This is a genomic window from Burkholderia sp. LMG 13014, assembly GCF_905232215.1.
Lineage (GTDB): Bacteria > Pseudomonadota > Gammaproteobacteria > Burkholderiales > Burkholderiaceae > Burkholderia.
This window is the reverse complement of record NZ_CAJNKE010000002.1, coordinates 1-22,776: the sequence shown is the minus strand read 5'-3', so window position 1 is coordinate 22,776 and position 22,776 is coordinate 1. Positions and strand designations below refer to the sequence as shown.

The following is a 22,776-nucleotide window of genomic DNA, read 5'->3' as shown; positions in this document are numbered from 1 at the left end:
GGCCGAAGCGCGGCCCGCGAACGCATCAGCGAAAGAACAGCTCCCGCATCCCGAACGTGTGATGGGCTTCGGCCGCCATCAGCACCATGAGCACCAGCAGGCAAAGCGGCGGTATCAGGATCGCGTACACCAGCGCCAGCCGCTCCCACATCATGTGCATGAAGATCGACACGATCAGCCCTGCCTTGGCGATCATCAGCACGACGATCAGCACCCAGCGCATCAGGCCCTGCACGTTGAAGTAGTCGACCAGGTACGAGAACGTGCTCAGCACGAACAGCAGGCCCCAGATCTTCAGGTAGAGGCCGATCGGATGCTGCTGGCCGTGCGCGGCGTCGGGTCGATCGGCGGGATCGGTGTGCTCCATGGCATCCCTCACCACAAATAGAACAGCGCGAAGATGAACACCCACACCAGGTCGACGAAGTGCCAGTACAGGCCGGCGATCTCGACGATCTGGAAGTTGCCGTGTTCGGTGAACCCGGGCTGCCGGATCTTGCGTGCGATCAGCAGCAGGTAGATCACGCCGCAGGTCACGTGAAAGCCGTGGAATCCGGTGATCGTGAAGAAGCACGCACCGAACTGCGCCGCGCCCAGCGGGTTGCCCCAGGGCCGGATACCTTCGTGGACGATCAGCTTGGTCCATTCAAGGGCCTGCATCGAGACGAAGCTCGCGCCCAGCAGCGCGGTCGCGAGCAGCAGCGCGCCGGCGCGCCGGGCGTTGCGCCGGTAGCCGAAGTTGACCGCCATCGCCATGGTGCCGCTGCTGGTGATCAGGATGAACGTCATGATGGCAATCAGCAGCAACGGCACGTCCAGGCCACCCACCGTGAGTCCGAACACCTTCGACGTGTCGGGCCACGGCGCCGTGGTCGACATGCGCACCGTCATGTAGCCGATCAGGAAGCTGCTGAAGACGAACGTGTCCGACAGCAGGAAGATCCACATCATCGCCTTGCCCCACGGCACCCTGAAGGCTTCGCGGTCGGACGACCAGTCCGTGACGATGCCGCGCCAGCCGTCGGGCCGCGCGTCGGCGGCCGGGGCCGCGGGCGATTCGGCAGCGGATTCGGCAGCGGATTCGGTGGGAACCGTGGGCGCGGTCATGGCGCGGCTCCATACAGCGGCCCGCAGATGGCGGCGACGATCCCGGGCGTAAGCCACCACATCGCGGCCAGCAGCACGAGCCAGACCGCGAGCAGGAAATGCCAGTAGAGCGCGCAAAGCCCGATGGCCCGTTGGGCTCGGAACGGGTCCGCGCGCCGGAGCTGCGCGATCGTCACGCCCCACGCAGCCAGCCCGCCCAGCACGTGCAAGCCATGCAGGCCGGTGAGCAGGTAGAGGAAGCTGTTGGACGGATTGACGGTGACGGTCTCCCCGGCCGCCGACAGCATGTGCCAGGCGGTCAGTTGCCCGATCACGAACACGGCCGCCAGTACACCACCGGTTACCAGCCACACCGTGCGGTACAGGCCTATCCGCCGGGCACGCTGCATCGCGACGCTGGCCAGCACCAGCGCGCCGGTGTTCCACCACAGCAGCGCCGGATGCGGAATCGGCTGCCAGTCGGATTCACGCATGCGCATCGCATAGGCGAGCAGCAGCAGCGAAAACAATGTCGTCGCAACCGCCATGAAGACGGCCAGCCCCGTGCGGCCCGCATTCGGCAAGCCGGGCGGCGCGTCGGGAACGAAGGGGCGCGGCAGCGTGGTCATTCGTGTGCCTCGCCGGGGTGAAGCGTCGGATGGGTCGCTTCAGGTTCAGGCGCCGTCGCGGGCGGCTGGTTCTGCGGCACGAAGTCTTCCTCTTGCCCCGGCGGACTGTATTCGTATGCCCAGCGATAGACGACGGGAAGCGCCGGGCCCCAGTTGCCGTGCACGGGTGGCGTTTGCGGCGTCTGCCATTCGAGCGTGGTGGCCCGCCACGGGTTGCCGTCGGCTCGCCGGCCGCGCACGAGGCTCCACGCCAGGTTGAACAGGAACAGCAACTGCGCGGCCGCGACGATCAGCGCGACGATGGTGATGAACGTGTTGAGCGTCTGCGCCGAATGCGGAATGAAGCTGTAACCTTGATACGCGTAATACCGTCGCGGCATGCCGAGGATGCCGAGATAGTGCATCGGGAAGTAGATCGCATAGGTGCCGACGAACGTGATCCAGAAGTGCGCACGCCCGAGCGTGTCGTCGAGCATGCGGCCCGTCACCTTCGGATACCAGTGGTAGAGGCCGCCGAACACCACCAGGATCGGCGACACGGCCATCACCATATGGAAGTGCGCGACCACGAAATACGTATTCGACAGCGGGATGTCCACGCTCACGTTGCCGAGGTAGAGCCCGGTCAGCCCGCCCAGCACGAAGGTGCTGATGAAGCCGATGGCGAACAGCATCGGCACGGTCAGGTGGATATCGCCGCGCCACAGCGTCAGCACCCAGTTGTAGACCTTGAGGGCGGTCGGGACGGCGATGATCAGCGTGGTGGTGGCGAAGAAGAAGCCGAAGTACGGATTCATGCCGGCGATGAACATGTGGTGCGCCCAGACCACGAAGCTCAACGCGCCGATGATGACGATGGCCCACACCATCATCCGGTAGCCGAAGATGCTCTTGCGCGCGTGCGTACTGATGAGATCCGACGCAATGCCGAAGGCCGGCAGCGCGACGATGTAGACCTCCGGATGCCCGAAGAACCAGAACAGGTGCTGGAACAGCAGTGGGCTGCCGCCCGCATGCTTGAGCGTCTGCCCCATCGACACCACGGCCGGGATGAAGAAACTGGTGCCGAGCGTCCGGTCGAATAGCATCATCACCGCCGACACGAACAGCGCCGGAAACGCCAGCAGCGCCATGATCGTCGCGATGAAGATGCCCCACACCGTGAGCGGCATGCGCATCAGCGTCATGCCGCGCGTGCGTGCCTGCAGCGTGGTGGTCACGTAATTCAGGCCGCCCATCGTGGCCGCGACGATGAAGATCGCCAGCGACACGAGCATCAGCACGATGCCCCATTCCACGCCCGGCGTGCCCGGCAGGATGGCCTGCGGCGGATACAGCGTCCAGCCCGCGCCGGTCGGCCCGCCCGGCACGAAGAAGCTCGCCACCAGCACCAGCACGGCCAGCAGGTAGACCCAGTAGCTCAGCATGTTGAGAAACGGGAACACCATGTCGCGCGCGCCCAGCATCAGCGGGATCAGGTAATTGCCGAAGCCGCCCAGGAACAGCGCCGTCAGCAGGTAGATCACCATGATCATCCCGTGCATGGTGACGAACTGGTAGTAGTGATTCGCGTCGATGAACGCGAACTTGCCCGGAAAGCCGAGCTGCAACCGCATCAGGTCCGACAATACGAGGCCGACCAGGCCGATCGCAATGGCCGTCAGCGCGTACTGGACGGCGATGACCTTGTGGTCCTGGCTCCACACATAGCGGGTCCAGAAGCTGTGCGGGACGTGATCGGTGTGCGCATAGGTCATGGCATCTGCTCCGCTACGGCTGGGCCGCGGTACTGGCGGGCGGCGTCCCGCCCTGCGCCTCGATATAGGCCACCAGCGCGGTCAGTTCCTGCTCGCTCAGGTCGAAGTGCGGCATGATCGGCGAGAAGCCCTTCACGACGCGGGCCGTCGGATTGCGGATGAACGCGCGCAGATAGGCTTCGTCCACCTTCGCGGTGCTGCCGTCGGCCATCGTCTCGGTCTTGCCGTACAGCCCCTTCCAGGTCGGGCCGACGAGCGGGCTGCCATCCACGGTATGACAGGCGACGCAGCCCTTGGCCGCCGCGAGCGTCTTGCCCAGGTTGGCCAGCGCCTGCGCGCTGCCGCCCGAAGAGGCGGGAGCGGCCTGCACGTGGGCCATCTGCTGCTGCGCGAACGTGGTCTGCTGCGCCAGCCAGCGCGAAAACGCGGCTTCGTCTTCCACCACCACCACGCCGCGCATGCCGGAGTGCCCGACCCCGCAGAGCTGCGCGCACAGGATGTCGTAACGCCCTGCCTTGGTCGGCGTGAACCAGAAGGTGGTCACCATGCCCGGCACCATGTTCATCCGTGCCCGGAACGGCGGAACGTAGAAGTCGTGCAGCACGTCCAGCGACCGCGTCAGGACCTGGATCGGCCGGTTGAGCGGCAGGTGCACCTCGGGGCGCTCGATCAGGTAGTTGTCACGGCCGTTGGGGTCGGCGGGGTTCAGGCCGAACGGATTGTCGTTGCTGATGTAGCGCACGTCCGTCGTACCCAGCTTGCCGCCGGGGCCGGCGAAGCGGAAGCGCCATTGCCATTGCTGGCCGAGCACTTCCATCTGCAGCACGTTGCGCGGCGGCCGGACGTAGTCCGCGTAGACGAACAGCCCCGGCGCCAGCAATGCCGCCACGCCGACGGCGGTCAGGCCGATCAGCCACCATTCCAGCTTCCGGTTGTGCGGCTCGTAGGCCGCGCGATGCCCGCTGCGGTGGCGATAGCGCACCAGTGCGACCACGATGAACAGGTTGATGGCGATGAAGAATGCGCCGGTGATGACGAGCGTGATCGTCAGCATGTCGTCCATGCGCACCCAGTTCGACGCAATCGGCGTGATCCACCACGGACTGGCAAAGTGAAACCCCACCGCCAACAGGATGATCAGGACCAGGGCAATCGCAAGGGCCATAGGCCGCCTCGCTGAGTGTCACTCGCCGGAGCCGCCGACACCGGGTTCCGTGTCTCCCGCGAGCGCTGCGTGGTCAGGCGCGGCGGGAAACGTGATGTGTCAGTCGTCCACGTTCCGCTTGCGCAATCGCTCCAGCCTGCCGTAGGTGATGGCCGCAACCACGCCGAACAACAGATTGGCCAGCAACGGCCCGGAGCCCCGCTCGGAGACGAACCACGGGAACACGGCCGTCATGACGTAGAAGTTCCACCCATACGCGACGATCCCGAACGCCAGCCCGATGGCAGCTTCCATGCCCACGCTCGAATCGAAGCGGAAAGGCGCCATGATCGCGGCGAGCATCATCCCCATGATCGCGCCGAGCACGTAGTGCAGCAGCAGCGCCATCGCCACGATTTCAAGGTTGAATTGCGTCATCTGGCCGAGCGCGCTGAGGCCCATCACCATCGCCGCGATCTTGTGTGTCGGTTGCCACGGGCTTGAGCCGAGCACGAGGGTCGACCAGACGAATTCCAGCGCGATCACCAGCGCACCGCCCGCGAGACCGGCCACGGCAGCGGCGACCCAGTCGGGCTTACGACGCTCCCAATGGTGCGATTGAATGTGCAGTTCCATACCACCTCCTTGCCGACGGTTCGATGTCGGCGCTTCGATTCCGAAGGCGTCAAGCGCGTCGGGCCTGCGTCTCTTGCGCGATTCGGAATGGCGGACAGGGTTGCCTGCGCAACGTGCGAACGACCCGCTCCGCGCGCGGCCCGCGGTCGCGGCCGTGCGCTCGACGAACCGCGTCGATGAACGCGGATGTCGGGCAGGCCGGCTTGCTGTCGCGCGTCAGGGGAAGATCGGTGTCGTAGGCTCGGCGCCTTCCAGGTCCGCCTTCGGAAAATGCTGGGCGACCATCTCTTCGATTTCCTGCTCTCGCAATGCCGGCACGTCGGCCATGATCAGGATCTGGCCTTCCTGGATGGCCTCGCGAAATCGCTGGAGTCGCGCGTTCGGCTCGGCGATGCCGATCATCGCGGCGGTCCACGCGCCGAAACCCGCTCCGGCCAACGTCAACCCGACGACGGCGCCGCCTGCGATCACGAGCTCCGCCGGCGGAAATACCAGCGCGACGAGACCGATCAGCGCACCGGCCGCGCCGCCGAGCGCGACGCCGCGCTCGAGCGCATGCACGACATCGCTGCTTTGCAGCAACGATGCTTCGGGTAACTGATCGAGTGTGACGCTGTGGTCGGCGAGAACGTGGATATGGCGCCAGATGATGCGTGCGCGCAATAAATCGTCGACGATGGCTTTCGCCATCTGCGTATCGGGTACGAGGAAATAAAGGCGTCTCATGTCGGCACCCCTTCTCTTGCCATCAACTCGTCCTCAAGGGACTGTTTTATATTCTATGTCAGCATCGGCGCCGCGCTAGGTGCGCACGGGCCAGCGATGGGGTCGCATGCGTGCATTCAGCACGCGTAGCGGATGTGCCTGGAGAGGGGTGGTTGTCGTCGATCGCGATCGATCGAGGCGGGCCGGCGTGGCACGCGGGGGCATTCGCCCCCGATTGGCACTACCCGCGTTTGCGCAACGGCTCCAGCAAGTCCCGCAGGCCGTTGTGATCGATCTCGTGCATCAGCGCAAGCTGCCGGCCGATTTCTCCGCGCGGGAACCCTTCGCGGGCCAGCCAATTGAGGTAAGGCCCCGGCAGGTCGGCAATGAGCCGGCCCTTGTATTTTCCAAAGGGCATGGTGACGGTGACGAGGTGTTCAAGGTCTGGGGTTTGCATGCGGGTATTGTGCACGGCTTTCCGCTCGTGTCGCGTGCCGAGCGATTGAAGGTCGGGATGCCGGCCCTTCGCGGGAGGCCGAATCGTGACGCAGCGCCGGGGTGACGGCAATCGATCACCTCCGGCCGGCGGCAGCCGATTACCCGTCGGATCGAGCACCGGCGGATACCGACGAGTCGGCCCGATTGACGCATAGACATTCGAGGCGGCAATCCCTCCTTCGACGACATCCAGGAAAGGGCGCCGCAAACCGCCTGCGCCCCGTTTCTGGCCTGCTAGACTGGAATTCCCCCCTGCAAACGATGGAGGGAATCATGTTGTCCGTCTACGTCGTGAAGACCGGCGAGCAATTCCTGTGCACCGCCGAGGATGGCGATATCGGCATGGCACCGGCGGTTGAAGATGCCACGTCGTTTCTTTCGTACGAGGAAGCGGAAAAGGCAGCGCACGTGCATGCCGACCCCGGATACGAAATCGTGGCCGTCTGCGTGCTCAGACACTGACACGGCGCCCGCTGCCGGGCGCTCGGCGAGGAAATGCGGCTCGCGGTTCCGCTGGCGCCATGCGACATGGGTGGCGCGATCGGCTGCGGCCGAAATTACCTGCAAGCAGACCGATTGTGTGTCGGGATTCTCACGATGGGGGCACGCTGCGCGTCGACAGTCCCGCCGTGTGCAATGCGACGCAGCACACGCGCAACGCGGAACGCGCCTTTCCTGACACGCGTGACATCCGGCGCGCACTCGCGTAGCGGCACTGCCAGGAATCGGAGCGTCGTTGCTCCGTTTTTATCGTCTCGGGCCTTTCATGCCCTCCGACTCCATGGCCGCATGCCACTCTTCATTCGCCTCGATCGGGTCCATCGCTTCGTCGACCGACGCCGTTGCGCGCTCGGCGGCCGCTATGGTTTCGTCTGCCGGGGAAGCGGCATCACTGTCGCCGTCGCCATCGCCGTCGCCCGGGGGATGCAGCATGTCCTTGAGCATTGCGCTCAACTCCGACGTGTCCCATGGCAGCCCACGCCGAGTCCGATCCTTGATGTAGTGCCTCACTTCCGCGTCCTGCTCCACGGTCAGCGGCAGCCCTCGGAAGGTGCTTTTGGGGCCAGCGTCGATCATCGCATTCTCCTGTTACATGGCATGTTCAGTGTACTCGCCATCGCGAACACGCGAGCCACGATTGCTGCGCGCTTGCGTCGGATCAAACGTGCGGGCTCGACAGGCCAGCGGCGGCCACAAAGCGTCGTTCACCCACAGCTGGAGTCGGGCATCAGGGCGACCGTTCCCTCCCGGCAAACGGCCGTTCGACCAATGTGACAGGCGTCGCAAGATCGACTGTTTGCAGCAGGGTCGACGCTGGAATCCTCCCGCCGGATTCGTCCGGAATTTCCGTGCACGCGAATCATCTTCGTTCTCGCGCAATCCGATGGAGACGCGTCCGCCTCTGTTCTTAAAATAAGATGATTGATTCAAAAAATAGAAACCCAATTGACACGTCTGAAATTACACGCATTCCATTGGATTTTTTATTTCCAAAAAAATAGCTTAACGCCGCCTTGTAATCCCGCAATCGTACGTCTATGTTCGTTCAATAACGAATAGCTTTGCTCACCACGTTGTCGTGGGCCTGCTTTGTGTCCGGGGGTAGTCGGTAGTTAACGAAGGAAAGGAAGGCGACGACGATGGACACTTGCTTCACGCGCACGGCCTAGACACCCTACGTCTCCATCTTCAAGCATCCACTCGCCTGTACGGCCATCCCGCGCGCCGGGTGACGTCACGCCTGCGCGTTTGCTTGTCCATTGGCAATCAATGGGCGTTACGTCGCACGCCGAGGGAAGCCGGTCGTAGCTCGCCAACCCAATCGTAAAGTTTGGCCACAAGGGATTTCGCAACCCGACAGTAGCCAGGCGAAACCGTGCCAGTTTTCGACTCCTGTTAGCGGATGCGTGCAGTTCGGTCAGTCAAGGAAGCAAACCTCCCCGCTTGATCAAGTTAAGCGCCCGATTCATGACTTGGAGATGAACATGAAAAGCAAGCGTCTAAGCGTTCTGTCTGCAACAGCTGTTGCCCTTCTATCTCTCAGTGGTGCCGCGCAGGCCGACGGCCTTTGCTCGAACGCAACGCTGAAGGGAGCATTCGAGTTTATCGGTCACGGACAAATTCTTGGATTGATAGGTGCCGATGGCAAGGTGCATCCATACGCTGCCCCGTCGATCCTCGATGATGTCGCTCTGGTGACGTTCGACGGTACGAGCCATTACTCACGCACCGACTTCGGGGTGATCGGCGGCCTGCCGAAAGGTGGGCAAACTACGTTCAATCCGCACCAGACCGGCACCTACACGGTGAACTCCGATTGCACCGGCACCATGAGCACCGTCTATACCACCGGCGGATCCGTGCCGGCCGGCGTCGAGACCGATCTGAACATCGTCGTCGCTGCCGACGGGACACTCATCGAATCCGTTGTCTACAAAGCGGTCACCGTGGCAGGCGAGAGCGCGGATGGCGTAGTAAAGTGCCCGACGAATTGCCAGCAAGGTGTGCAGGAGCGCTTTGAGGGGAGAAAGATCTTTGTGCATCGAGAAAGCCACGATTGACCGTTGTACCGTGGTCGCTGCCGTTCGAACGCCATCGGGCCGAACCCGCGACGACCTCGAACCTCATGCGTAAGCGTCGTTCAAACGCCAGACAGGCGGAAGCCGGGCCGCCCCCGGGGGCGGCCCACTCTGTTTCATTCAGGAGGAGGATGACGTCGCGCGATCCCGGAGACTGAAGCAAGCGCCACCGGTTCGTGAGAACCGATGCATTGGCCTGTCATGCCTGCCGTACCTGCCGTGCTCATCTTTTTCGGGTCCGCCTGATTCGAGCGCGCACCGCGCGCGGCCGCCCGATGGATCGAACCTTCGGACGGCCAACACGCAGCCACTCGCCCTTTCCGTCCGGCCGTCAAACGCATTTTCCGGATTTCCGGAACAGTATCGGCGACGTGCCGGACGCCCCCTGCACCGAATGAATCGATCGAATTTCGTTGATGATTTCTTCTCGACCGACGCCTCACACACAACCACATTTCAAGATTCGCCGATTTTTCTTATATCGCAACGTATGCGGAAAATCATGAAATTTGCATTACCCTCGTGCCAGTTATTCGTGCCCTGCCTCAATCTCATGTGATCAGAATCGCATCATTCAATGTCACATTGGTATCGCATGCACCTCGGTGAGACGTCGGCATGCGATCCACGCGATCTCGGACGTATCGAAAGAATCGATTCCAGCCGCGCCGGAGCTAGTATGCGGGTATCGTTACAAACGCACCTTTTCCAGATCGGAAAAAACCTTTTCGCGAGCGGACGACATTTACATTCATACAGTTTGGCGCGAAACTTGATTTCCTGGCGAACCGGATTCCGACGAGCCGCCGGCTGAATAACAATCAGGCCAGCCGTGACCTCGTCACCTTAGTTACCTTGAAGATATCGATTTTCAGGCACACGACGACCCGATTGATCGATCGGGACAATCCGAATTTCGAGCTATTAATCCGAAAACAAGGACCGATTATCAACATTCAGTTCGGCAAGTGTTTCCGCCTCCGTTTCTTCCGGCCAGACGCCACGACGACATAAAAGCCACACCTCGTCGCGCAAGCCCCGCTCGGGCCACACGGAATCCTCACAGTCGGCGCTACCGTCGACATATAATTTTTCGCCGCAATCGCGCAGACAGCGATGCTCCCAACCTGACCGGCCACTCTTCCAACGCGTCCGCAACCATGTCATCCCGCTCGCCCAGTTCGGCGTTGCCTCGTACCACGCCGGATCTCGCCGACGCACATATTCTTGTCGTCGACGATCGTCCGAACGACGTGCGGCTCCTGACCGAGATCCTGCGCACCGCGCGGTGCCGGATCAGCGTTGCGTTCGACGGGCTGCAGGCCTATCACCGTGCCCAGGCAATCGCGCCCGACCTGATCCTGATGGATGTCCGCATGCCGCGCATGGACGGCTTCGCCGCGTGCCGGCTGCTGGCGTCGACGCCTTCGACGCAATCGATCCCGATCATCATCCTGACTGCCGCGGGCGATCTCGAGGATCGCATCGAGGGGCTCGAAACGGGCGCAATCGACTACATCGTCAAGCCGTTCGAGCCAGCGGAAGTGCTGGCCCGGATCCGCAATCACCTGAAGCGGGCACGGCGCAGCCAGCCGTTTGCGCATCTGCCCGCGTTGCCCGACCACCCGGATGCGGCGCTCGTGCGCGCGGCGACCGAGGTCCTGCTGCGCGACCTGCGCCATCCGCCGGCGCTCGAGGAGCTCTCCAGGCAGGTCGGGACGCACGAAAAGCGCCTGTCCCGCGTGTTCCGCGACCATCTCGGCCAGACCGTGTTCGAATATCTGCGCGACACCCGCCTGCGCGCCGCGATGCATTTCCTCGCGGAGACGTCGATGGGGATCGGCGACATCGCCGAGGAAATCGGCTTTTCCACACCCGGCAATTTCGCGACGGCCTTTCGCGAACGCTTCGGCATCACGCCGTCCGACTGGCGGCGCCAGCACCACGCGGCCAATGCGCCCGCCACGCCCGCGGAGCACCGTCACGATGCGTAGGCGCCACGCGGCATGGGCAGCCGGATGTCGCGCGGTGCTGCTGCTTCTGCTCACGATGGCCGTCACCTGCGCGACGGTGCGCGCCGCGTCGGCGCCAAACCCCGCGCAACTGGATGCCGTGTCGGTATTCGAGGACGCGAGCACGACGATGTCCGCCGACCAGGTCGCCGCCCGGCTCACCGATCCTGGCCTTGGCACGCCGTTGGCCAGCACGTCGTCTTTCAACATCGAGTTCTCGCGATCGGCATGGTGGATCCGCGCAACGCTGACCAACCGCGACAGCGCCGCGCGCCCGCTGGTGCTGGCGATTCGCGACGCGCGTGTCGACCAGGCGGACTTCTATATCGGCCAGCACGGCCAGTGGACACTCGACAGCCGTTTCCCGGCCGCCGGCACCGGCGGCGATGCCGCGCCGCAGCCATCGCGCTACCCGGTACTCGACGTCACGCTGCGCGCGGGCGAAAGCATCCCGGTGCTGATCCGCGTCACGTCGCGCAAGGAAATGCGGCTCGCGCCGGCCGCGTTCACGCATGCGGCGTGGGATGCGCTCGAACGTCGCGCGACGATGTGGGACTTCGGCTTCTTCGGCGGGCTGCTCGCGCTCGTGTGGTGCGCGTTGCTGATCGGGTTCTTTTCGCGCAGCGGCGTGTTCCATGTGCTGGCTGCGATAGCGCTGGCCACGACGCTGTTCGAAGCGGCTTACCGGGGCTATCCGGCGATGGCGTTGCCGCCTGCGTTGCATGAATGGTCAGCGCGTGGCGAAGTGATCTCCGCGTACCTGGCGGTCACCTGCTTCATCGTCTTCATCCTGATGGTCGCCCGGCGCGAGCAGGCAAGGCTGCCGATGCGCGCGATCTACATGGCCTTCCTCGCGCTCGAATGTATCGGCATGGCCGGCGCCGCCAGCGGCGACCTGCTGACGTTCACGTGGTTCTGCCTGCGGCTGAACGCGGTGCTCGGGATCGTCAACATCAGCCTCGCGCTGATGCTCGCGATCCGCCGGACGCCGACCGGCCGCGTGATGCTGATCGCCATCGGATTCGCCACCTTCAACATGCTGATCCGCGTGCTCGACGGCATGAACACGCTGCCGCCGGCGCTCGCCTGGCTGAAATCCGACATCTACCCGAACCCCGTCATCGCGGTCATCGGTCTCGCCACGCACCTGCTGGTGCTGGCCGCGTGGATCCATCACGTGGGCCGCCAGCGCACCGAAGCGAGGACGCGGCTCGAGCACTTGCAGATCACCGAACAGGATCGCCTGCGCGACGAAGTCGCACGACGCACGGTCGCGCTCAACGACGCGCTGCAACAGGTGACGACCCACATGCAGCAGAAGATCGAGACGCTCGGTTACGTCAGCCACGACCTGCGCGCGCCACTGTCCACGATCAACGGCTACGCGAAGCTGCTGCTCCAAGGTGCGACGCGCCGCCAGGCGCAGCTGATCCGGTCGATCGATCGCAGCATCCGCTACCAGCTCGCGCTGATCGACGAACTGCTCGCGTTCACGAAGGCCGAGCTGCAGCCGCTCGGCGTGTCGCCGGACGCGACCGACCTGCCCGGCCTGCTCGACGACATCGGGCACTATGCGCTCGCGCTGTGCACGCAGCAGGACAACCGGTTCGTCTACCGGCCCGCCACGCCGCTGCCGCGCACGGTGTCGATCGACGGCATGCGGCTGCAGCAGGTGCTGCTCAATCTGTTGTCGAATGCGTCGAAATTCACGCGCGACGGCACGGTCACGCTGTCGATTCATGCGTCTCGCGAAGGCGACGCATGGCGCCTGTTGTTCGACGTTGCCGATACGGGTATCGGGATCGACATCAGCGGGACCCGCGACATCTTCCGCGCGTACCAGCAGGTGCAGGCCGTGAACGGCGGCACCGGGCTCGGCCTGTTCATCGCGCAGCGCATCGTCGGTGCGATGGGTGGCGAGCTGGCCGTCGCCAGCCAGCCGGGCGCCGGCACGGCGTTCTCGTTCGCGATCGTCGCGCCGGTTGTCGGGCACGCGCTCGTACCGGCGTCGGAGCTCGTCCGGCGGTTTCATCCGGACCGCGATGCCGAGCCGGACCGTGCCGCGCCCGCGATGCAGGGCCCGCCCGACGACGCGCTCGCCGAACTGATCCGGCTGGCCGACAACGGGCAGCTCACCGATATCGAGGATTGGCTCAGCCAGTATGCGGACGAACCGGACTACGCAGCCTTCGTGCAGGACGTGCGCGAGCGCCTCGATACACTGGATCTGACCGCGATCGGGAAACGGGCCGGCTCGCTGCAACGCGCGCGCATCGCCGATACGTCGTTCGACGCCGAGAGGGACGCCGCCGGGCCGGCCTGACACCGTCGGTCGATCCGTTCGATATCGATCGGATGCCGACCCGACGAATCAACGCAACGCGCCCTTCGCGCGCAGTTCGCGGCCGATCCGCACGATCTCACGCTCGCCCTCCACCAGCGCGGCGGCACTCGTGTGCACCGAATAATTGCCGAGATGCAGATCGTGCGGATGCGGGACGGCCGTGCCGACCACGAAGCGCACATCGGTCACCGCCTCGAATTCGATTGCGGCGTCGGACGAGTCGAACACCACCAGCTCGCCCTGGGCAACCGGATCCGGTACGCGCAGGCTGCCGTCCATCACGGCGGTCCAGCCGACGCTGCAGCCCGGCTGCGGCCGGCAGGTCCAGCGCTCGCCGGCCTGGAGCTCCACGACGACGTAGTGGATGCCCGGCGGCGCATCGATCGGGCTGACCGCGTCGCCGCTGCGGCCGAGCAGCACGCGCGCCGGGCCGTCCGACGGAATGTCGGCGATCGACAGATGCTGGCTGAAAGCCGGCGCCAGTTCGCGCTCCGGCGGCAACGCGACCCACAGCTGGAACACCTTGACCGGCGGCACGACCGTGCCGGTATGCCAGACCCCGCGCCCGGCGCTCATCCATTCGATGTCGCCGGCCACGATCGCGCCTTCGTGGCCGGTGGATTCGGCAAAGGTGCCCTGGCCGTCGATCACGAGCGTGAGCGTGGCGATTCCCGAGTGCGGATGCCAGCCGAAGCCCGACCCGAGCGACGCTTGCGTATCGACCAGATCGAGAAAAACGAACGGCTTGATCATCTCGCCGACATCGGACGGGCTCACCATCCGCACGATGGGCCCGTGCGCGCGGCCGCGCGTGCGGAAGATGACGTGACGGCCGGCGACGGCGACATCGGCTGACTGCGTGGCGTGTGACATGGTGGTTCTCCGGTGGTCGGCTCGGTTGCGTGGCGTCAGGCCGCGAGTGCAGCCGCCGCTTCCTTCGCCGATGCAATCGCGCCGCTGCGCGTGTCCTGCCCCATCGCGACGCCTTCCGCACGGATGAACGTGATGTCCGTGATGCCCAGGAAACCGAACGCCGCTTTCAGATAGGTTTCCTGATGATCGAACGCCGCGGCAGGCGACCCTTCGCTGTACACGCCGCCGCGCGACGACGCGACGACCAGCTTCTTGCCGCCGCACAACCCGACCGGCCCGTTTTCGCCGTAACGAAACGTCGTGCCGGCAACCGAGATGCGGTCGATCCACGCCTTCAGTTGCGACGCGATGCCGAAGTTGTACATCGGCGCGCCGATCACCACGATGTCCGCGGCGAGAAATTCGTCGAGCGCGCGCTGGCCGATCTCGACGTCCGCCTTCAACGCGTCGCCGATCGGAGCGCCTTGCGCGGCGGCCAGGTGTTCCGCCGTCAGATGACCGATCGGCGTGGCGGCGAGATCGAGACGCGTCACCGTGAGGCCCGGATCGCGGGCGCGGAAGGTCGCGACGGCCTCGGCCGACAGTTCACGGCTGACGGAGCCTTGGCCGAGGATGCTGGAATCGATATGGAGCAGTTTCATGCGTGTGTTCTCCGAACGGGATTACTGTTTGAGCGCTTCGGCCGTGATCAGCAGCTTCGTCTTCATCCTGAAGCCGTACTGCTTGCCATAGTCGAGGCCGAAATCGTCGCGGCTGAATTCGCCGACGGCGTCGACGCCGCACACTTCACGCTTGAGCATCGGGTGCGGCATGCACTTGAACGAATCGATCTTCAGCGTCACCGGCTTCGTGACGCCATGCAGCGTCAGGTTGCCGACCACCGACACCGGCTTGTCGCCGTCGAATTTGATCGTGCCCTTGTAGTTCGCCTGCGGGAACCTGGCAACGTCGAAGAACTCGGCCGTCTGCAGATGCTCGTCGAGCTTCGCGCTGCCGGTGTGGATCGACGCGATGTCGGTCGTCACGTCGACCGTGCCGGTCTTCGCCGCGCGGTCGAGCGTCACGGTGCCGCTCGACTTGTCGAACTTGCCGCGCCAGACCGACAGGCCGCCCATGTGGTCGGCCTCGAAGCTCGGGTACGTGTGGCTCGGGTCGAACTGGTACGTCACGCTTTCGGCAAAGGCCGAGTACGACAGCAACGCTGCCAGCGCGCCCGCAGCGATCATCAGATGCTTCGTCAACGTTTTCTCCTTGGAACATGAATCGTCGTCTGTAGCGTGAGAGCAGTATGGAGATGGACGCTGCTTTACACTAGACGGATAAATAGGATTTGATTAATCCATTTTTGGAGGAATCCGATGCTCGATCTGAATGATCTCGCGCTGTTCGTCCAGGTCGTGCGCGCCGGCAGTTTCTCGGAGGCCGCGCGCCGCCTGCGCATGCCGGCCAATACGCTGAGCCGGCGCATCGACCAGCTCGAAGGGCAGCTCGGCACGCGCCTGCTGCATCGCTCGACCCGCAAGCTCGCGCCGAGCACCGAAGGGCAAGCGCTGTTCGAGCGCTATGCGCCGGCGCTCGACCGGATCTTCGAGATCGAGCGGCTGCATGCGGACGGGCAGGAACCGTCCGGCACCGTGCGCGTGACGGCGATGGCCGGCCTGTTCGAAATTTTCCGGCTGGAATGGCTGGCCGAGTTCTATGTGCGCTACCCGCAGATCAGCATCGACTTCCTGCTCGACGACACGCCGTCCGACCTGATCGGCGAGCGCATCGACCTGGCCTTGCGCATGGGGATCGAGACCGGCGGCAGCTTCCGCGTGCGACGGATTGCACCGGGCACGATGATCCTCGCCGCCAGCCCCGCGTACCTCGAACGGCGCGCTGCGCCGCGCACGCCGCGCGAACTGGCCGACCACGACTGCCTGACGGTGTCCGGCCGCCAGGGCCGCAGCATGTGGCGCCTGCAGGGGCCGCGCGGCACCCAGGAAATCTCGATCGACAGCCGCTTCTCGGTCAATGACATGCGCGTGGTGGTACAGGCCTGCATCGCCGGTCTCGGGGTCGCGCTGCTGCCGCAGTTGCTCGCCGAACCTGCCATCGAGCAGGGCAAGCTCGTGCGCGTGCTGCCTGCCTATCGACGTTCGAGCAGCGACCTCGGGCTGCAACTCGTCTATACGAGCCGCCCGCCGTTGCCGCCCGCTGTCACGGTGTTTGCCGATTTCCTTCTGGAGAAACTGGGCGAAGCGATGCCCGGGCAGTCGAAGCGCCCTGCCGACCGATGACGTTGCCTTGTCGCGGCAAACGGGGTTTCGGCCATCGGACACTGCGGTGCGCCGCGTCGCGTCGGGCAACGGCGCCGGACTTGCAAAGGTCGAGCCGCGATTCGCACCGTGCCTGCTTCTCCGGAAACGCGCCCCGGCGTACGATGAGCGGCGCAGGCGCCACCGCCTGCGCCACCCGGACACCTGCATGAAATCACATCACCCGCTCACGACCGAAACATGGCGCATGGACGACGCCACGGCCGCCACCTGGATCGGCGCGGCCCACCTCGGTCGCCGCAAAAAGTATGACAAGGGCGCCACGATCTACCGACAGGGCGAGCCGGGCACCACGTTCTACTTCCTGCTGTCGGGCCGCGTACAGGTTTCGATCTTCCAGCGCGACGGTGCCGAATTCATTCTCGAAGTCATGGGGCGCTGGTCGATGTTCGGCGAAAGCCCGGCGGTCGACGGCCATCCCCGGATCGCCACGGCGATCACGGTCGAGGATGCCGAGCTGCTCGAATTCGACATCCGCGCGATCGAGGACGCGATACCGTCGTCGCCCGAGCTCGCGATGGCGCTGCTGCGCGTGATCGCGCTCAAGCAGCGCGTCCTGGCCTCGCGCATCCAGTACCTGGCCCTCCCCAAACCGGACATGCGCATCGGCGAACTGCTCGGCAGGCTGTCGGATCTCTATGGCGAACCGCACGACGGCCGCACGCTGATCACGATCCCGCTCACGCACGAGCAGATCGCCGCGATGACGGGCGCCACGCGCGTGACCGTCACACGCGCGCTGAAACGGCTCGTCGACCTCGGCGCGATCGAGATCCGGCAGCGGCGCATCTGGGTGACGGATGCGTCCCGGCTGCTCGGCTAATTTGTAAACGCCTATACAGACTTCCCTTCGGGGCGCCGGTAAAGTCCGCGCATCGGCTGTCCGCTGGAGGACGCCCCACCTCGTGAAGGAGAAATCATGAACGGTATCGAACGGCTGCGCCTCCCGGAAGACGATCCGACGTTCGGCGGCAATCGCATCTTCGACCTGTTTCAGTATTCGCCGGCAGTCACCGCCAACGGCCTCGTGTTCATCGCCGGGCAGGTCGGCCTGTGCGCCGACGGTTCGATCCCGGCGTCGCCCGTCGAGCAGATCGACGCGGCGTTCCGGCGCGTCGAAGCGATCCTCGCGCATCTCGGCCTGGATTTCTCGGATGTCGTCGAACTGGTGTCCTATCACGTCGATATCGGCATGCACCTTGCCGACTTTCGCACGGTGAAGGCGCAATACATGCGCGCCGACTTCCCCGCCTGGACGATCCTCGGCGTCGCTGCGCTGGCACGACCTGAATTCATTGTCGAGATCAAGATCGTCGCAGCGACCCGCAACGCGTGACGCCCCTTGCGCGTGCATGACAATCAGGAGTTCGATATGAATCACCCGGTCAAGACTGACGGATTCGCGTTCGTCGAGTTCGTTTCATCCGCGCCCACCGAACTGGTCGACCTGCTCGAACGCTTCGGCTTTCGTGTCTCCGGACGATCGCGACACGACATGGTCCTGATGACGCAAGGCGCTGCCGCGTTCGTCGTGAACGGCAACCCGAATGCGTTCCGGGATCGACATGGCGCGTCCGTGCGGGCGATCGCGATTCGCGTCGACGACGCGCGCCGCGCACAGGAGCAAGCGCTGGCAGGCGGCGCCCGCGTCGCGCGGCCTGAGTCCGAAGGGGCATTCGTCGTCGATACGCCGACCATTCTGGGTATCGGCGACAGCCTCGTGTATTTCGTCGACACCGATATCCGCGACGTGTTCAGCCTGCCGGTCGATCCGCATCGCGCACCGGCAGGCGACGCGCGCATCGTCGCCATCGATCACACGTCGAACATCGTTCAACCGGAGAACCTCGACCGCTGGGCGGATTTTTACCGCGACACCTTCGGTTTCGACGAACGGCAATACCTGGAAGTGAAGGGTCGAGCGACCGGCATGCGTGCGCGCTCGATGGTCAGCCCGTGCGGACGCGTGTCGATTCCGGTCGCGGCCGCCGCGCACGACCAGCCCGGCGTGCTGAACCAGAACGACGAGTTCATTCGCGACTACGGCGGAGAAGGCATCCAGCATATCGCGCTGCTGAGCGCCGATATCGACGCGACGCTCGACAGTCTCGCCGCGGCCGGTATCGCGTTCATGGCCGCGCCTTCGCCGCACTACTACGCCGGCATCGATGCGCGGCTGCCCGGACACGGTCTCGACGTGGAACGGCTGGCCACGCGCGGCATTCTCGTCGACGGGAAAGGACCGGGGCACATCCTGCTCCAGCGCTTCACGCGGCGCCAGATCGGCCCCGTGTTCTTCGAGATCATCGAGCGGCGCGGCGAGGACGGGTTCGGCGAAGGCAATTTCAAGGCGCTGTTCGAATCGCAGGAACAGGATCAGCAGGAGCGCAGCAAGCCGCAATGAAAGCGGGCCACGGACCGTTGCTTCGCGGCATCCGCAAGCGCCCCGCGCCCCGCCATGCCTGACGCGCGCAAGCAGAATCCGTCGCGACACGACGTTGCGCGCCCCATGCGCCGCCCCGCTTCAACACCACCTGCCCCACTCGAACCCGTGTCGTTTACAACCCGGTTCCGGGCGCATGACCGATAGTCGGGCGCGCCCGTTTCTCTAAACTGGTTCCCACAACAAACCTGCCCGGTGTCGCCCGCAGCGCGCGTCACTTCACCGACATCGAGGCGCCCCGAGACATCCGCCTTCGCTGTCCATCGGCCCGCACGACTCCACTGCACACCAGCCCGGCCGGCTGCCAAGGCAATTCCAGGAGAGTTCATTGAGCCCGTCGCAAGCGCACCCCGCGAGAGCCCGGTCTTCGCGCAAGTCCGTCAAGCTGGATGACATCACGATCGTCGACCCTGCCGTCCTCAAGCGCGCGGTCGGCGCGATGGCGTTCGGCAACGCGATGGAATGGTTCGACTTCGGCGTCTACAGCTACATCGCCGTCACGCTCGGCAAGGTGTTCTTCCCGTCCAGCAGCCCGTCCGCGCAGCTGCTCGCGACCTTCGGCACGTTCGCGGCCGCATTCCTCGTGCGCCCGCTCGGCGGCATGGTGTTCGGCCCGCTCGGCGACCGCATCGGCCGCCAGCGCGTGCTCGCCGCCACGATGATCATGATGGCCGTCGGCACCTTTGCGATCGGCCTGATTCCCAGCTACGCGTCGATCGGCATCATGGCGCCCGTGCTGCTGCTCGTCGCCCGCCTCGTGCAGGGCTTCTCGACCGGCGGCGAATACGGCGGCGCGGCCACCTTCATCGCCGAATTCTCGACCGACAAGCGCCGCGGTTTCATGGGCAGCTTTCTCGAATTCGGCACGCTGATCGGCTATACGCTCGGCGCGGCCACCGTCGCCCTGCTCACGGCGACGCTGTCGCAGGAAGCGCTGCTGTCGTGGGGCTGGCGCGTGCCGTTCTTCATCGCCGGCCCGCTCGGCCTGGTGGGCCTCTATATCCGGCTGAAACTCGAGGAAACGCCGGCCTTCAAGAAGGAAGCCGAAGCACGCGAAGCGGACGAACGCGCGCGGCCGAAGCAACGCTTCGCGACGCTGCTCGTCGAGCAATGGAAGCCGCTGCTGCAATGCGTCGGCCTCGTGCTGATCTTCAACGTGACCGACTACATGGCACTGTCATACCTGCCGAGCTACCTGTCGGCGACGCTGCATTTCCGCGAGTCGCACGGCCTGTTCATGGTGCTGCTCGTGATGGTGTTGATGATGCCGATGACGCTCTATACCGGCCACCTGTCGGACAAGGTCGGCCGCAAGCCGGTCATGATGGCCGGCTGCGTGGGCCTGCTCGTGCTGGCGGTGCCGGCGCTGATGCTGATCCGCACCGGCGGCATGCTGCCCGTGTTCGGCGGAATGCTGATCTACGGCGTACTGCTGTCGACGTTCACCGGCGTGATGCCGTCGGCACTGCCCGCGCTGTTCCCCACGCGGATCCGCTACGGCGCGCTTGCGATCGGCTTCAACGTATCGGTGTCGCTGTTCGGTGGCACGACGCCGCTCGTCACCGCGTGGCTGGTCGACCGCACCGGCGACCTGATGATGCCCGCGTACTACCTGATGGGCGCATCGTTCATCGGCATCGTGTCGGTGCTCGCGCTGCGCGAGACGGCACGCCAGCCGCTGCCCGGCTCCGCGCCGTGCGTGGCCAGCCGCGCGGAGGCGCTGAGCCTGATCCGCGGGGAATCGGGCGACGCACGCGGCCGCGATCGCAAGCTCGCCGCACTCGGCGAACGCGCGTAGCGCGACGTGCGGCTGCTCGTCAGTACGCGTCGTGCAACACGGTCGAGCGTCGGTACGAGGTAAAGGGCAACGCGGAAACGACCGCGGCGCCGGACCACCTCGGTCGTCCGGCGCCGCGACGGGCGAAACACGCGATCGGAGAATCAGAACACCGCGTGCCCGCTGATCAGGCTCGGCAGCCAGGTCGAGAAGAACGGCAGGTACGTGACGATGTTGATCGCACTGAAGATCGCGAGATAGTACGGCCACGCCATCTTCGTGGTCTCGCCGATCGACACGTTGCCGATCGCGCAACCGACGAACTGCACCGAGCCGATCGGCGGGTGCACGAGGCCGAGCGAGCAGTTCAGCAGCAGCATGATCCCGAACTGCACCGGCCCGACGCCGCACGCCATCGCGATCGGCAGGAACAGCGGCGTCGTGATCAGGATGTGCGCGGCCATGTCGACGAACGTGCCGAGGAATACCTGGATGATGTTGATGTACAGCAGCATCAGCCACGGCGCGGCGGTCGACTGCTTCAGCAGCCCTTCGATCGCATCCGGAATCTCCAGGTACGACATCTGGAAGCGCAGCATGTTGGACACCGCGATCAGCAGCAGCACGACGCCCGTCGTGCGCGCCGCATGCGACAGCGCGCGGCGCAGCTTCTCGGCCGTCAGCGTGCGGTAGACCACCGCGGTCAGCACGAGCGAGTACACGACGGCGATCGCGGCGGCTTCGGTCGCGGTCGCAATCCCCTTCGCGACGCACACGAGGATGATCGCGATCACCATCAGCCCGGGCACCGCACCGACGAAGCTGCGCAGCACCGCATACCAGCCGGGAAACGCGGGCAGCGCCGACGATCCGTCTTCCCGGCGCGGATAGCCGTGACGCACGGCCTGCCAGTACGCGGCGGCGAGCACGAAGCCCATCACCCACAACACCGGCAGCAGCCCCGAGAACAGCAGGTCGCCGATCGACACGCCGCTCACCGGCTGGCCGTGCAGCATGCCGGTGATGCCCTGCGCGGCGAACGCATAGATGATCATGTTGGTCGACGTCGGCATCAGCGCGCCGGCGAGCGACGCATGCGTCGTCACGTTCACTGCATACGCGGCGCTGTAGCCTTCGCGCTTCATCAGCGGAATCACCACGCCGCCCATCGCCGACGTATCGGCGGTCGGCGAGCCCGACACGCCGCCGAACAACGTACAGGCGACGACGTTCGCCATCCCGAGGCCGCCGCGGAAGTGGCCGACGGTCGCCTGCGCGAAGCGCAGGATCCGGTCCGCGATGCCGCCGTGCAGCATCAGTTCGCCGGAGAAGATGAAGAACGGCACCGCGAGGAACGAGAACGCATTCATCCCCGAAATCATGGCCTGCATCGCGGTCGCGATCGGCAAGCCTTCGACCATATAGGTCAGCACGCAGGCTATCCCGAGCGCGAACGACACGGGCACGCCGAGCACAAGGAAAATCAGAAAACTGACGGACAGGATCGCGAGTTCCATGGCGTTATTGTCCCGGCGAAGAACGACGAAGCGCGAGCAGGTGCTCGAGCGAGAAGAGGATGATCGCGATCGCCGCCGGCATCGCGATCAGGTAGCGCACGCCTTCGGGCAGCCCGATGATCGGAATGCGGTCGCCCATCGTTTCGGCGGCCATGCTGCCGCAGCCGACCATGATCATGATCGCGAACGCGATCAGGCTCAGGTGCTGGATCGCGATCACCACCGTGCGCGATTTCGGCGGCAGCCGGCGCACGAGCGAATCGAGGCCGATATGGCCACCGTCGCGCACCTTCATCGCCGCACCGAACATCGCGATCACGATCACGAGCAGCAGCGCGATCGGCTCGACGAAATCCGGCGCGTTCTCGAACACGTAGCGCATCACGACCGCGTAGAACACCAGCACCGTCAGCACCGCGAGGCACGCCGACGCGATCACGGCCAACACGCGGAAC

General features: G+C 65.0%; 23 protein-coding genes. 9 read left to right on the top strand and 14 right to left on the bottom strand.

Annotated elements, in window-relative coordinates; translation table 11 throughout:
* Window positions 1-25 precede the first annotated feature (25 nt).
* The 8 genes from JYJ84_RS00545 to JYJ84_RS00510 all read right to left on the bottom strand — a co-directional run bounded on the left by JYJ84_RS00545 (window position 26) and on the right by JYJ84_RS00510 (window position 6,414).
* Window positions 26-367 carry a cytochrome C oxidase subunit IV family protein gene (locus JYJ84_RS00545; RefSeq protein ID WP_043184330.1) on the bottom strand — a complete coding sequence of 114 codons (342 nt, stop codon included), beginning with the start codon at window positions 365-367 and terminating at the stop codon, window positions 26-28.
* A gap of 8 nt (window positions 368-375) precedes the next feature.
* Window positions 376-1,107, bottom strand: a complete 732-nt coding sequence (locus JYJ84_RS00540) for a heme-copper oxidase subunit III family protein (RefSeq protein WP_175221073.1) — start codon at window positions 1,105-1,107, stop codon at window positions 376-378.
* Window positions 1,104-1,715 carry a cytochrome c oxidase subunit 3 gene (locus JYJ84_RS00535; protein ID WP_175221071.1) on the bottom strand — a complete coding sequence of 204 codons (612 nt, stop codon included), beginning with the start codon at window positions 1,713-1,715 and terminating at the stop codon, window positions 1,104-1,106. The genes JYJ84_RS00540 and JYJ84_RS00535 overlap by 4 nt, the downstream gene beginning before the upstream one ends.
* The gene (gene ctaD / locus JYJ84_RS00530; RefSeq protein WP_175221069.1) at window positions 1,712-3,472 is read right to left on the bottom strand and encodes a cytochrome c oxidase subunit I; all 1,761 of its coding nucleotides are present in this window, start codon (window positions 3,470-3,472) and stop codon (window positions 1,712-1,714) included. The genes JYJ84_RS00535 and ctaD overlap by 4 nt, the downstream gene beginning before the upstream one ends.
* 13 nt (window positions 3,473-3,485) lie before the next feature.
* Entirely contained in the window at window positions 3,486-4,637 is a 1,152-nt protein-coding gene (locus JYJ84_RS00525) for a c-type cytochrome (protein ID WP_175221067.1), read from the bottom strand.
* Window positions 4,638-4,736: 99 nt separating this feature from the next.
* Window positions 4,737-5,252 (bottom strand): hypothetical protein, encoded by a 516-nt coding sequence (locus JYJ84_RS00520; RefSeq protein ID WP_175221065.1) that lies wholly within the window; start codon window positions 5,250-5,252, stop codon window positions 4,737-4,739.
* 216 nt (window positions 5,253-5,468) lie between these two features.
* On the bottom strand, window positions 5,469-5,978 hold the full coding sequence (locus JYJ84_RS00515) for a hypothetical protein (RefSeq protein WP_043184322.1): 510 nt from the start codon (window positions 5,976-5,978) through the stop codon (window positions 5,469-5,471).
* Window positions 5,979-6,198: 220 nt separating this feature from the next.
* Window positions 6,199-6,414, bottom strand: coding sequence for a DUF3820 family protein (locus JYJ84_RS00510; protein WP_027792801.1), 216 nt, complete (start codon window positions 6,412-6,414; stop codon window positions 6,199-6,201).
* 314 nt (window positions 6,415-6,728) lie between these two features.
* On the opposite strand from JYJ84_RS00510, the gene JYJ84_RS00505 reads away from it, so the two are divergent.
* Window positions 6,729-6,917: a hypothetical protein gene (locus tag JYJ84_RS00505; RefSeq protein WP_174957732.1), complete on the top strand. Its 189-nt coding sequence runs from the start codon at window positions 6,729-6,731 to the stop codon at window positions 6,915-6,917.
* 285 nt (window positions 6,918-7,202) lie between these two features.
* Here the strand turns inward: JYJ84_RS00505 and JYJ84_RS00500 are convergent, their stop codons facing one another.
* Window positions 7,203-7,532, bottom strand: a complete 330-nt coding sequence (locus JYJ84_RS00500; protein ID WP_174957731.1) for a hypothetical protein — start codon at window positions 7,530-7,532, stop codon at window positions 7,203-7,205.
* Between the two features lie 908 nt (window positions 7,533-8,440).
* Here JYJ84_RS00500 and JYJ84_RS00495 point away from each other — a divergent pair.
* The 3 genes from JYJ84_RS00495 (at window position 8,441) to JYJ84_RS00485 (ending at window position 13,369) form a co-directional block, all read left to right on the top strand.
* Window positions 8,441-9,016: a hypothetical protein gene (locus tag JYJ84_RS00495; RefSeq protein WP_122950622.1), complete on the top strand. Its 576-nt coding sequence runs from the start codon at window positions 8,441-8,443 to the stop codon at window positions 9,014-9,016.
* A gap of 1,178 nt (window positions 9,017-10,194) precedes the next feature.
* A complete protein-coding gene (locus tag JYJ84_RS00490) occupies window positions 10,195-11,028 on the top strand; it encodes a response regulator (protein ID WP_175221063.1) in 834 nt (277 codons plus the stop codon).
* Window positions 11,021-13,369, top strand: coding sequence for a sensor histidine kinase (locus JYJ84_RS00485; protein WP_175221061.1), 2,349 nt, complete (start codon window positions 11,021-11,023; stop codon window positions 13,367-13,369). Before JYJ84_RS00490 ends, JYJ84_RS00485 begins: the two co-directional genes overlap by 8 nt.
* 48 nt (window positions 13,370-13,417) lie before the next feature.
* On the opposite strand, the gene JYJ84_RS00480 is transcribed toward JYJ84_RS00485, so the two are convergent.
* Genes JYJ84_RS00480 through JYJ84_RS00470 form a run of 3 tightly spaced genes read right to left on the bottom strand, consistent with a single transcriptional unit; the run spans window position 13,418 to window position 15,504 of the window.
* Entirely contained in the window at window positions 13,418-14,263 is an 846-nt protein-coding gene (locus JYJ84_RS00480) for a pirin family protein (protein WP_122949967.1), read from the bottom strand.
* Between the two features lie 35 nt (window positions 14,264-14,298).
* Window positions 14,299-14,904, bottom strand: a complete 606-nt coding sequence (locus JYJ84_RS00475; protein ID WP_122949968.1) for an FMN-dependent NADH-azoreductase — start codon at window positions 14,902-14,904, stop codon at window positions 14,299-14,301.
* A gap of 21 nt (window positions 14,905-14,925) precedes the next feature.
* Entirely contained in the window at window positions 14,926-15,504 is a 579-nt protein-coding gene (locus tag JYJ84_RS00470) for a YceI family protein (RefSeq protein ID WP_175221059.1), read from the bottom strand.
* 117 nt (window positions 15,505-15,621) lie between these two features.
* Between JYJ84_RS00470 and JYJ84_RS00465 the strand changes: the two genes are divergently transcribed.
* The 5 genes from JYJ84_RS00465 (at window position 15,622) to proP (ending at window position 20,825) form a co-directional block, all read left to right on the top strand.
* Window positions 15,622-16,545, top strand: a complete 924-nt coding sequence (locus JYJ84_RS00465) for a LysR family transcriptional regulator (RefSeq protein ID WP_175221057.1) — start codon at window positions 15,622-15,624, stop codon at window positions 16,543-16,545.
* Window positions 16,546-16,732: 187 nt separating this feature from the next.
* A complete protein-coding gene (locus JYJ84_RS00460) occupies window positions 16,733-17,407 on the top strand; it encodes a Crp/Fnr family transcriptional regulator (protein ID WP_175221055.1) in 675 nt (224 codons plus the stop codon).
* A gap of 96 nt (window positions 17,408-17,503) precedes the next feature.
* On the top strand, window positions 17,504-17,920 hold the full coding sequence (locus JYJ84_RS00455) for a RidA family protein (protein ID WP_122949972.1): 417 nt from the start codon (window positions 17,504-17,506) through the stop codon (window positions 17,918-17,920).
* Between the two features lie 36 nt (window positions 17,921-17,956).
* A complete protein-coding gene (locus tag JYJ84_RS00450) occupies window positions 17,957-18,988 on the top strand; it encodes a 4-hydroxyphenylpyruvate dioxygenase family protein (RefSeq protein WP_175221053.1) in 1,032 nt (343 codons plus the stop codon).
* Window positions 18,989-19,355: 367 nt separating this feature from the next.
* Window positions 19,356-20,825, top strand: coding sequence for a glycine betaine/L-proline transporter ProP (proP, locus tag JYJ84_RS00445; protein WP_175221051.1), 1,470 nt, complete (start codon window positions 19,356-19,358; stop codon window positions 20,823-20,825).
* A gap of 143 nt (window positions 20,826-20,968) precedes the next feature.
* Here the strand turns inward: proP and JYJ84_RS00440 are convergent, their stop codons facing one another.
* Both JYJ84_RS00440 and JYJ84_RS00435 read right to left on the bottom strand, forming a co-directional pair.
* A complete protein-coding gene (locus tag JYJ84_RS00440) occupies window positions 20,969-22,321 on the bottom strand; it encodes a TRAP transporter large permease (RefSeq protein WP_059241306.1) in 1,353 nt (450 codons plus the stop codon).
* 4 nt (window positions 22,322-22,325) lie between these two features.
* Window positions 22,326-22,776: TRAP transporter small permease (locus JYJ84_RS00435; RefSeq protein ID WP_240201807.1), on the bottom strand; the 451-nt coding region annotated here is incomplete at its 5' end.

Coding starts and splice junctions, on each gene's coding strand:
- JYJ84_RS00460 (WP_175221055.1), top strand. CDS start 16,733: ATGAAATCACATCACCCGCTCACGACCGAAACATGGCGCATGGACGAC.
- JYJ84_RS00490 (WP_175221063.1), top strand. CDS start 10,195: ATGTCATCCCGCTCGCCCAGTTCGGCGTTGCCTCGTACCACGCCGGAT.
- JYJ84_RS00440 (WP_059241306.1), bottom strand. CDS start 22,321: ATGGAACTCGCGATCCTGTCCGTCAGTTTTCTGATTTTCCTTGTGCTC.
- JYJ84_RS00510 (WP_027792801.1), bottom strand. CDS start 6,414: ATGCAAACCCCAGACCTTGAACACCTCGTCACCGTCACCATGCCCTTT.
- JYJ84_RS00505 (WP_174957732.1), top strand. CDS start 6,729: ATGTTGTCCGTCTACGTCGTGAAGACCGGCGAGCAATTCCTGTGCACC.
- JYJ84_RS00495 (WP_122950622.1), top strand. CDS start 8,441: ATGAAAAGCAAGCGTCTAAGCGTTCTGTCTGCAACAGCTGTTGCCCTT.
- JYJ84_RS00480 (WP_122949967.1), bottom strand. CDS start 14,263: ATGTCACACGCCACGCAGTCAGCCGATGTCGCCGTCGCCGGCCGTCAC.
- JYJ84_RS00500 (WP_174957731.1), bottom strand. CDS start 7,532: ATGATCGACGCTGGCCCCAAAAGCACCTTCCGAGGGCTGCCGCTGACC.
- JYJ84_RS00525 (WP_175221067.1), bottom strand. CDS start 4,637: ATGGCCCTTGCGATTGCCCTGGTCCTGATCATCCTGTTGGCGGTGGGG.
- JYJ84_RS00450 (WP_175221053.1), top strand. CDS start 17,957: ATGAATCACCCGGTCAAGACTGACGGATTCGCGTTCGTCGAGTTCGTT.
- JYJ84_RS00475 (WP_122949968.1), bottom strand. CDS start 14,904: ATGAAACTGCTCCATATCGATTCCAGCATCCTCGGCCAAGGCTCCGTC.
- JYJ84_RS00545 (WP_043184330.1), bottom strand. CDS start 367: ATGGAGCACACCGATCCCGCCGATCGACCCGACGCCGCGCACGGCCAG.
- JYJ84_RS00465 (WP_175221057.1), top strand. CDS start 15,622: ATGCTCGATCTGAATGATCTCGCGCTGTTCGTCCAGGTCGTGCGCGCC.
- JYJ84_RS00455 (WP_122949972.1), top strand. CDS start 17,504: ATGAACGGTATCGAACGGCTGCGCCTCCCGGAAGACGATCCGACGTTC.
- JYJ84_RS00485 (WP_175221061.1), top strand. CDS start 11,021: ATGCGTAGGCGCCACGCGGCATGGGCAGCCGGATGTCGCGCGGTGCTG.
- JYJ84_RS00515 (WP_043184322.1), bottom strand. CDS start 5,978: ATGAGACGCCTTTATTTCCTCGTACCCGATACGCAGATGGCGAAAGCC.
- JYJ84_RS00540 (WP_175221073.1), bottom strand. CDS start 1,107: ATGACCGCGCCCACGGTTCCCACCGAATCCGCTGCCGAATCCGCTGCC.
- JYJ84_RS00535 (WP_175221071.1), bottom strand. CDS start 1,715: ATGACCACGCTGCCGCGCCCCTTCGTTCCCGACGCGCCGCCCGGCTTG.
- ctaD (WP_175221069.1), bottom strand. CDS start 3,472: ATGACCTATGCGCACACCGATCACGTCCCGCACAGCTTCTGGACCCGC.
- JYJ84_RS00520 (WP_175221065.1), bottom strand. CDS start 5,252: ATGGAACTGCACATTCAATCGCACCATTGGGAGCGTCGTAAGCCCGAC.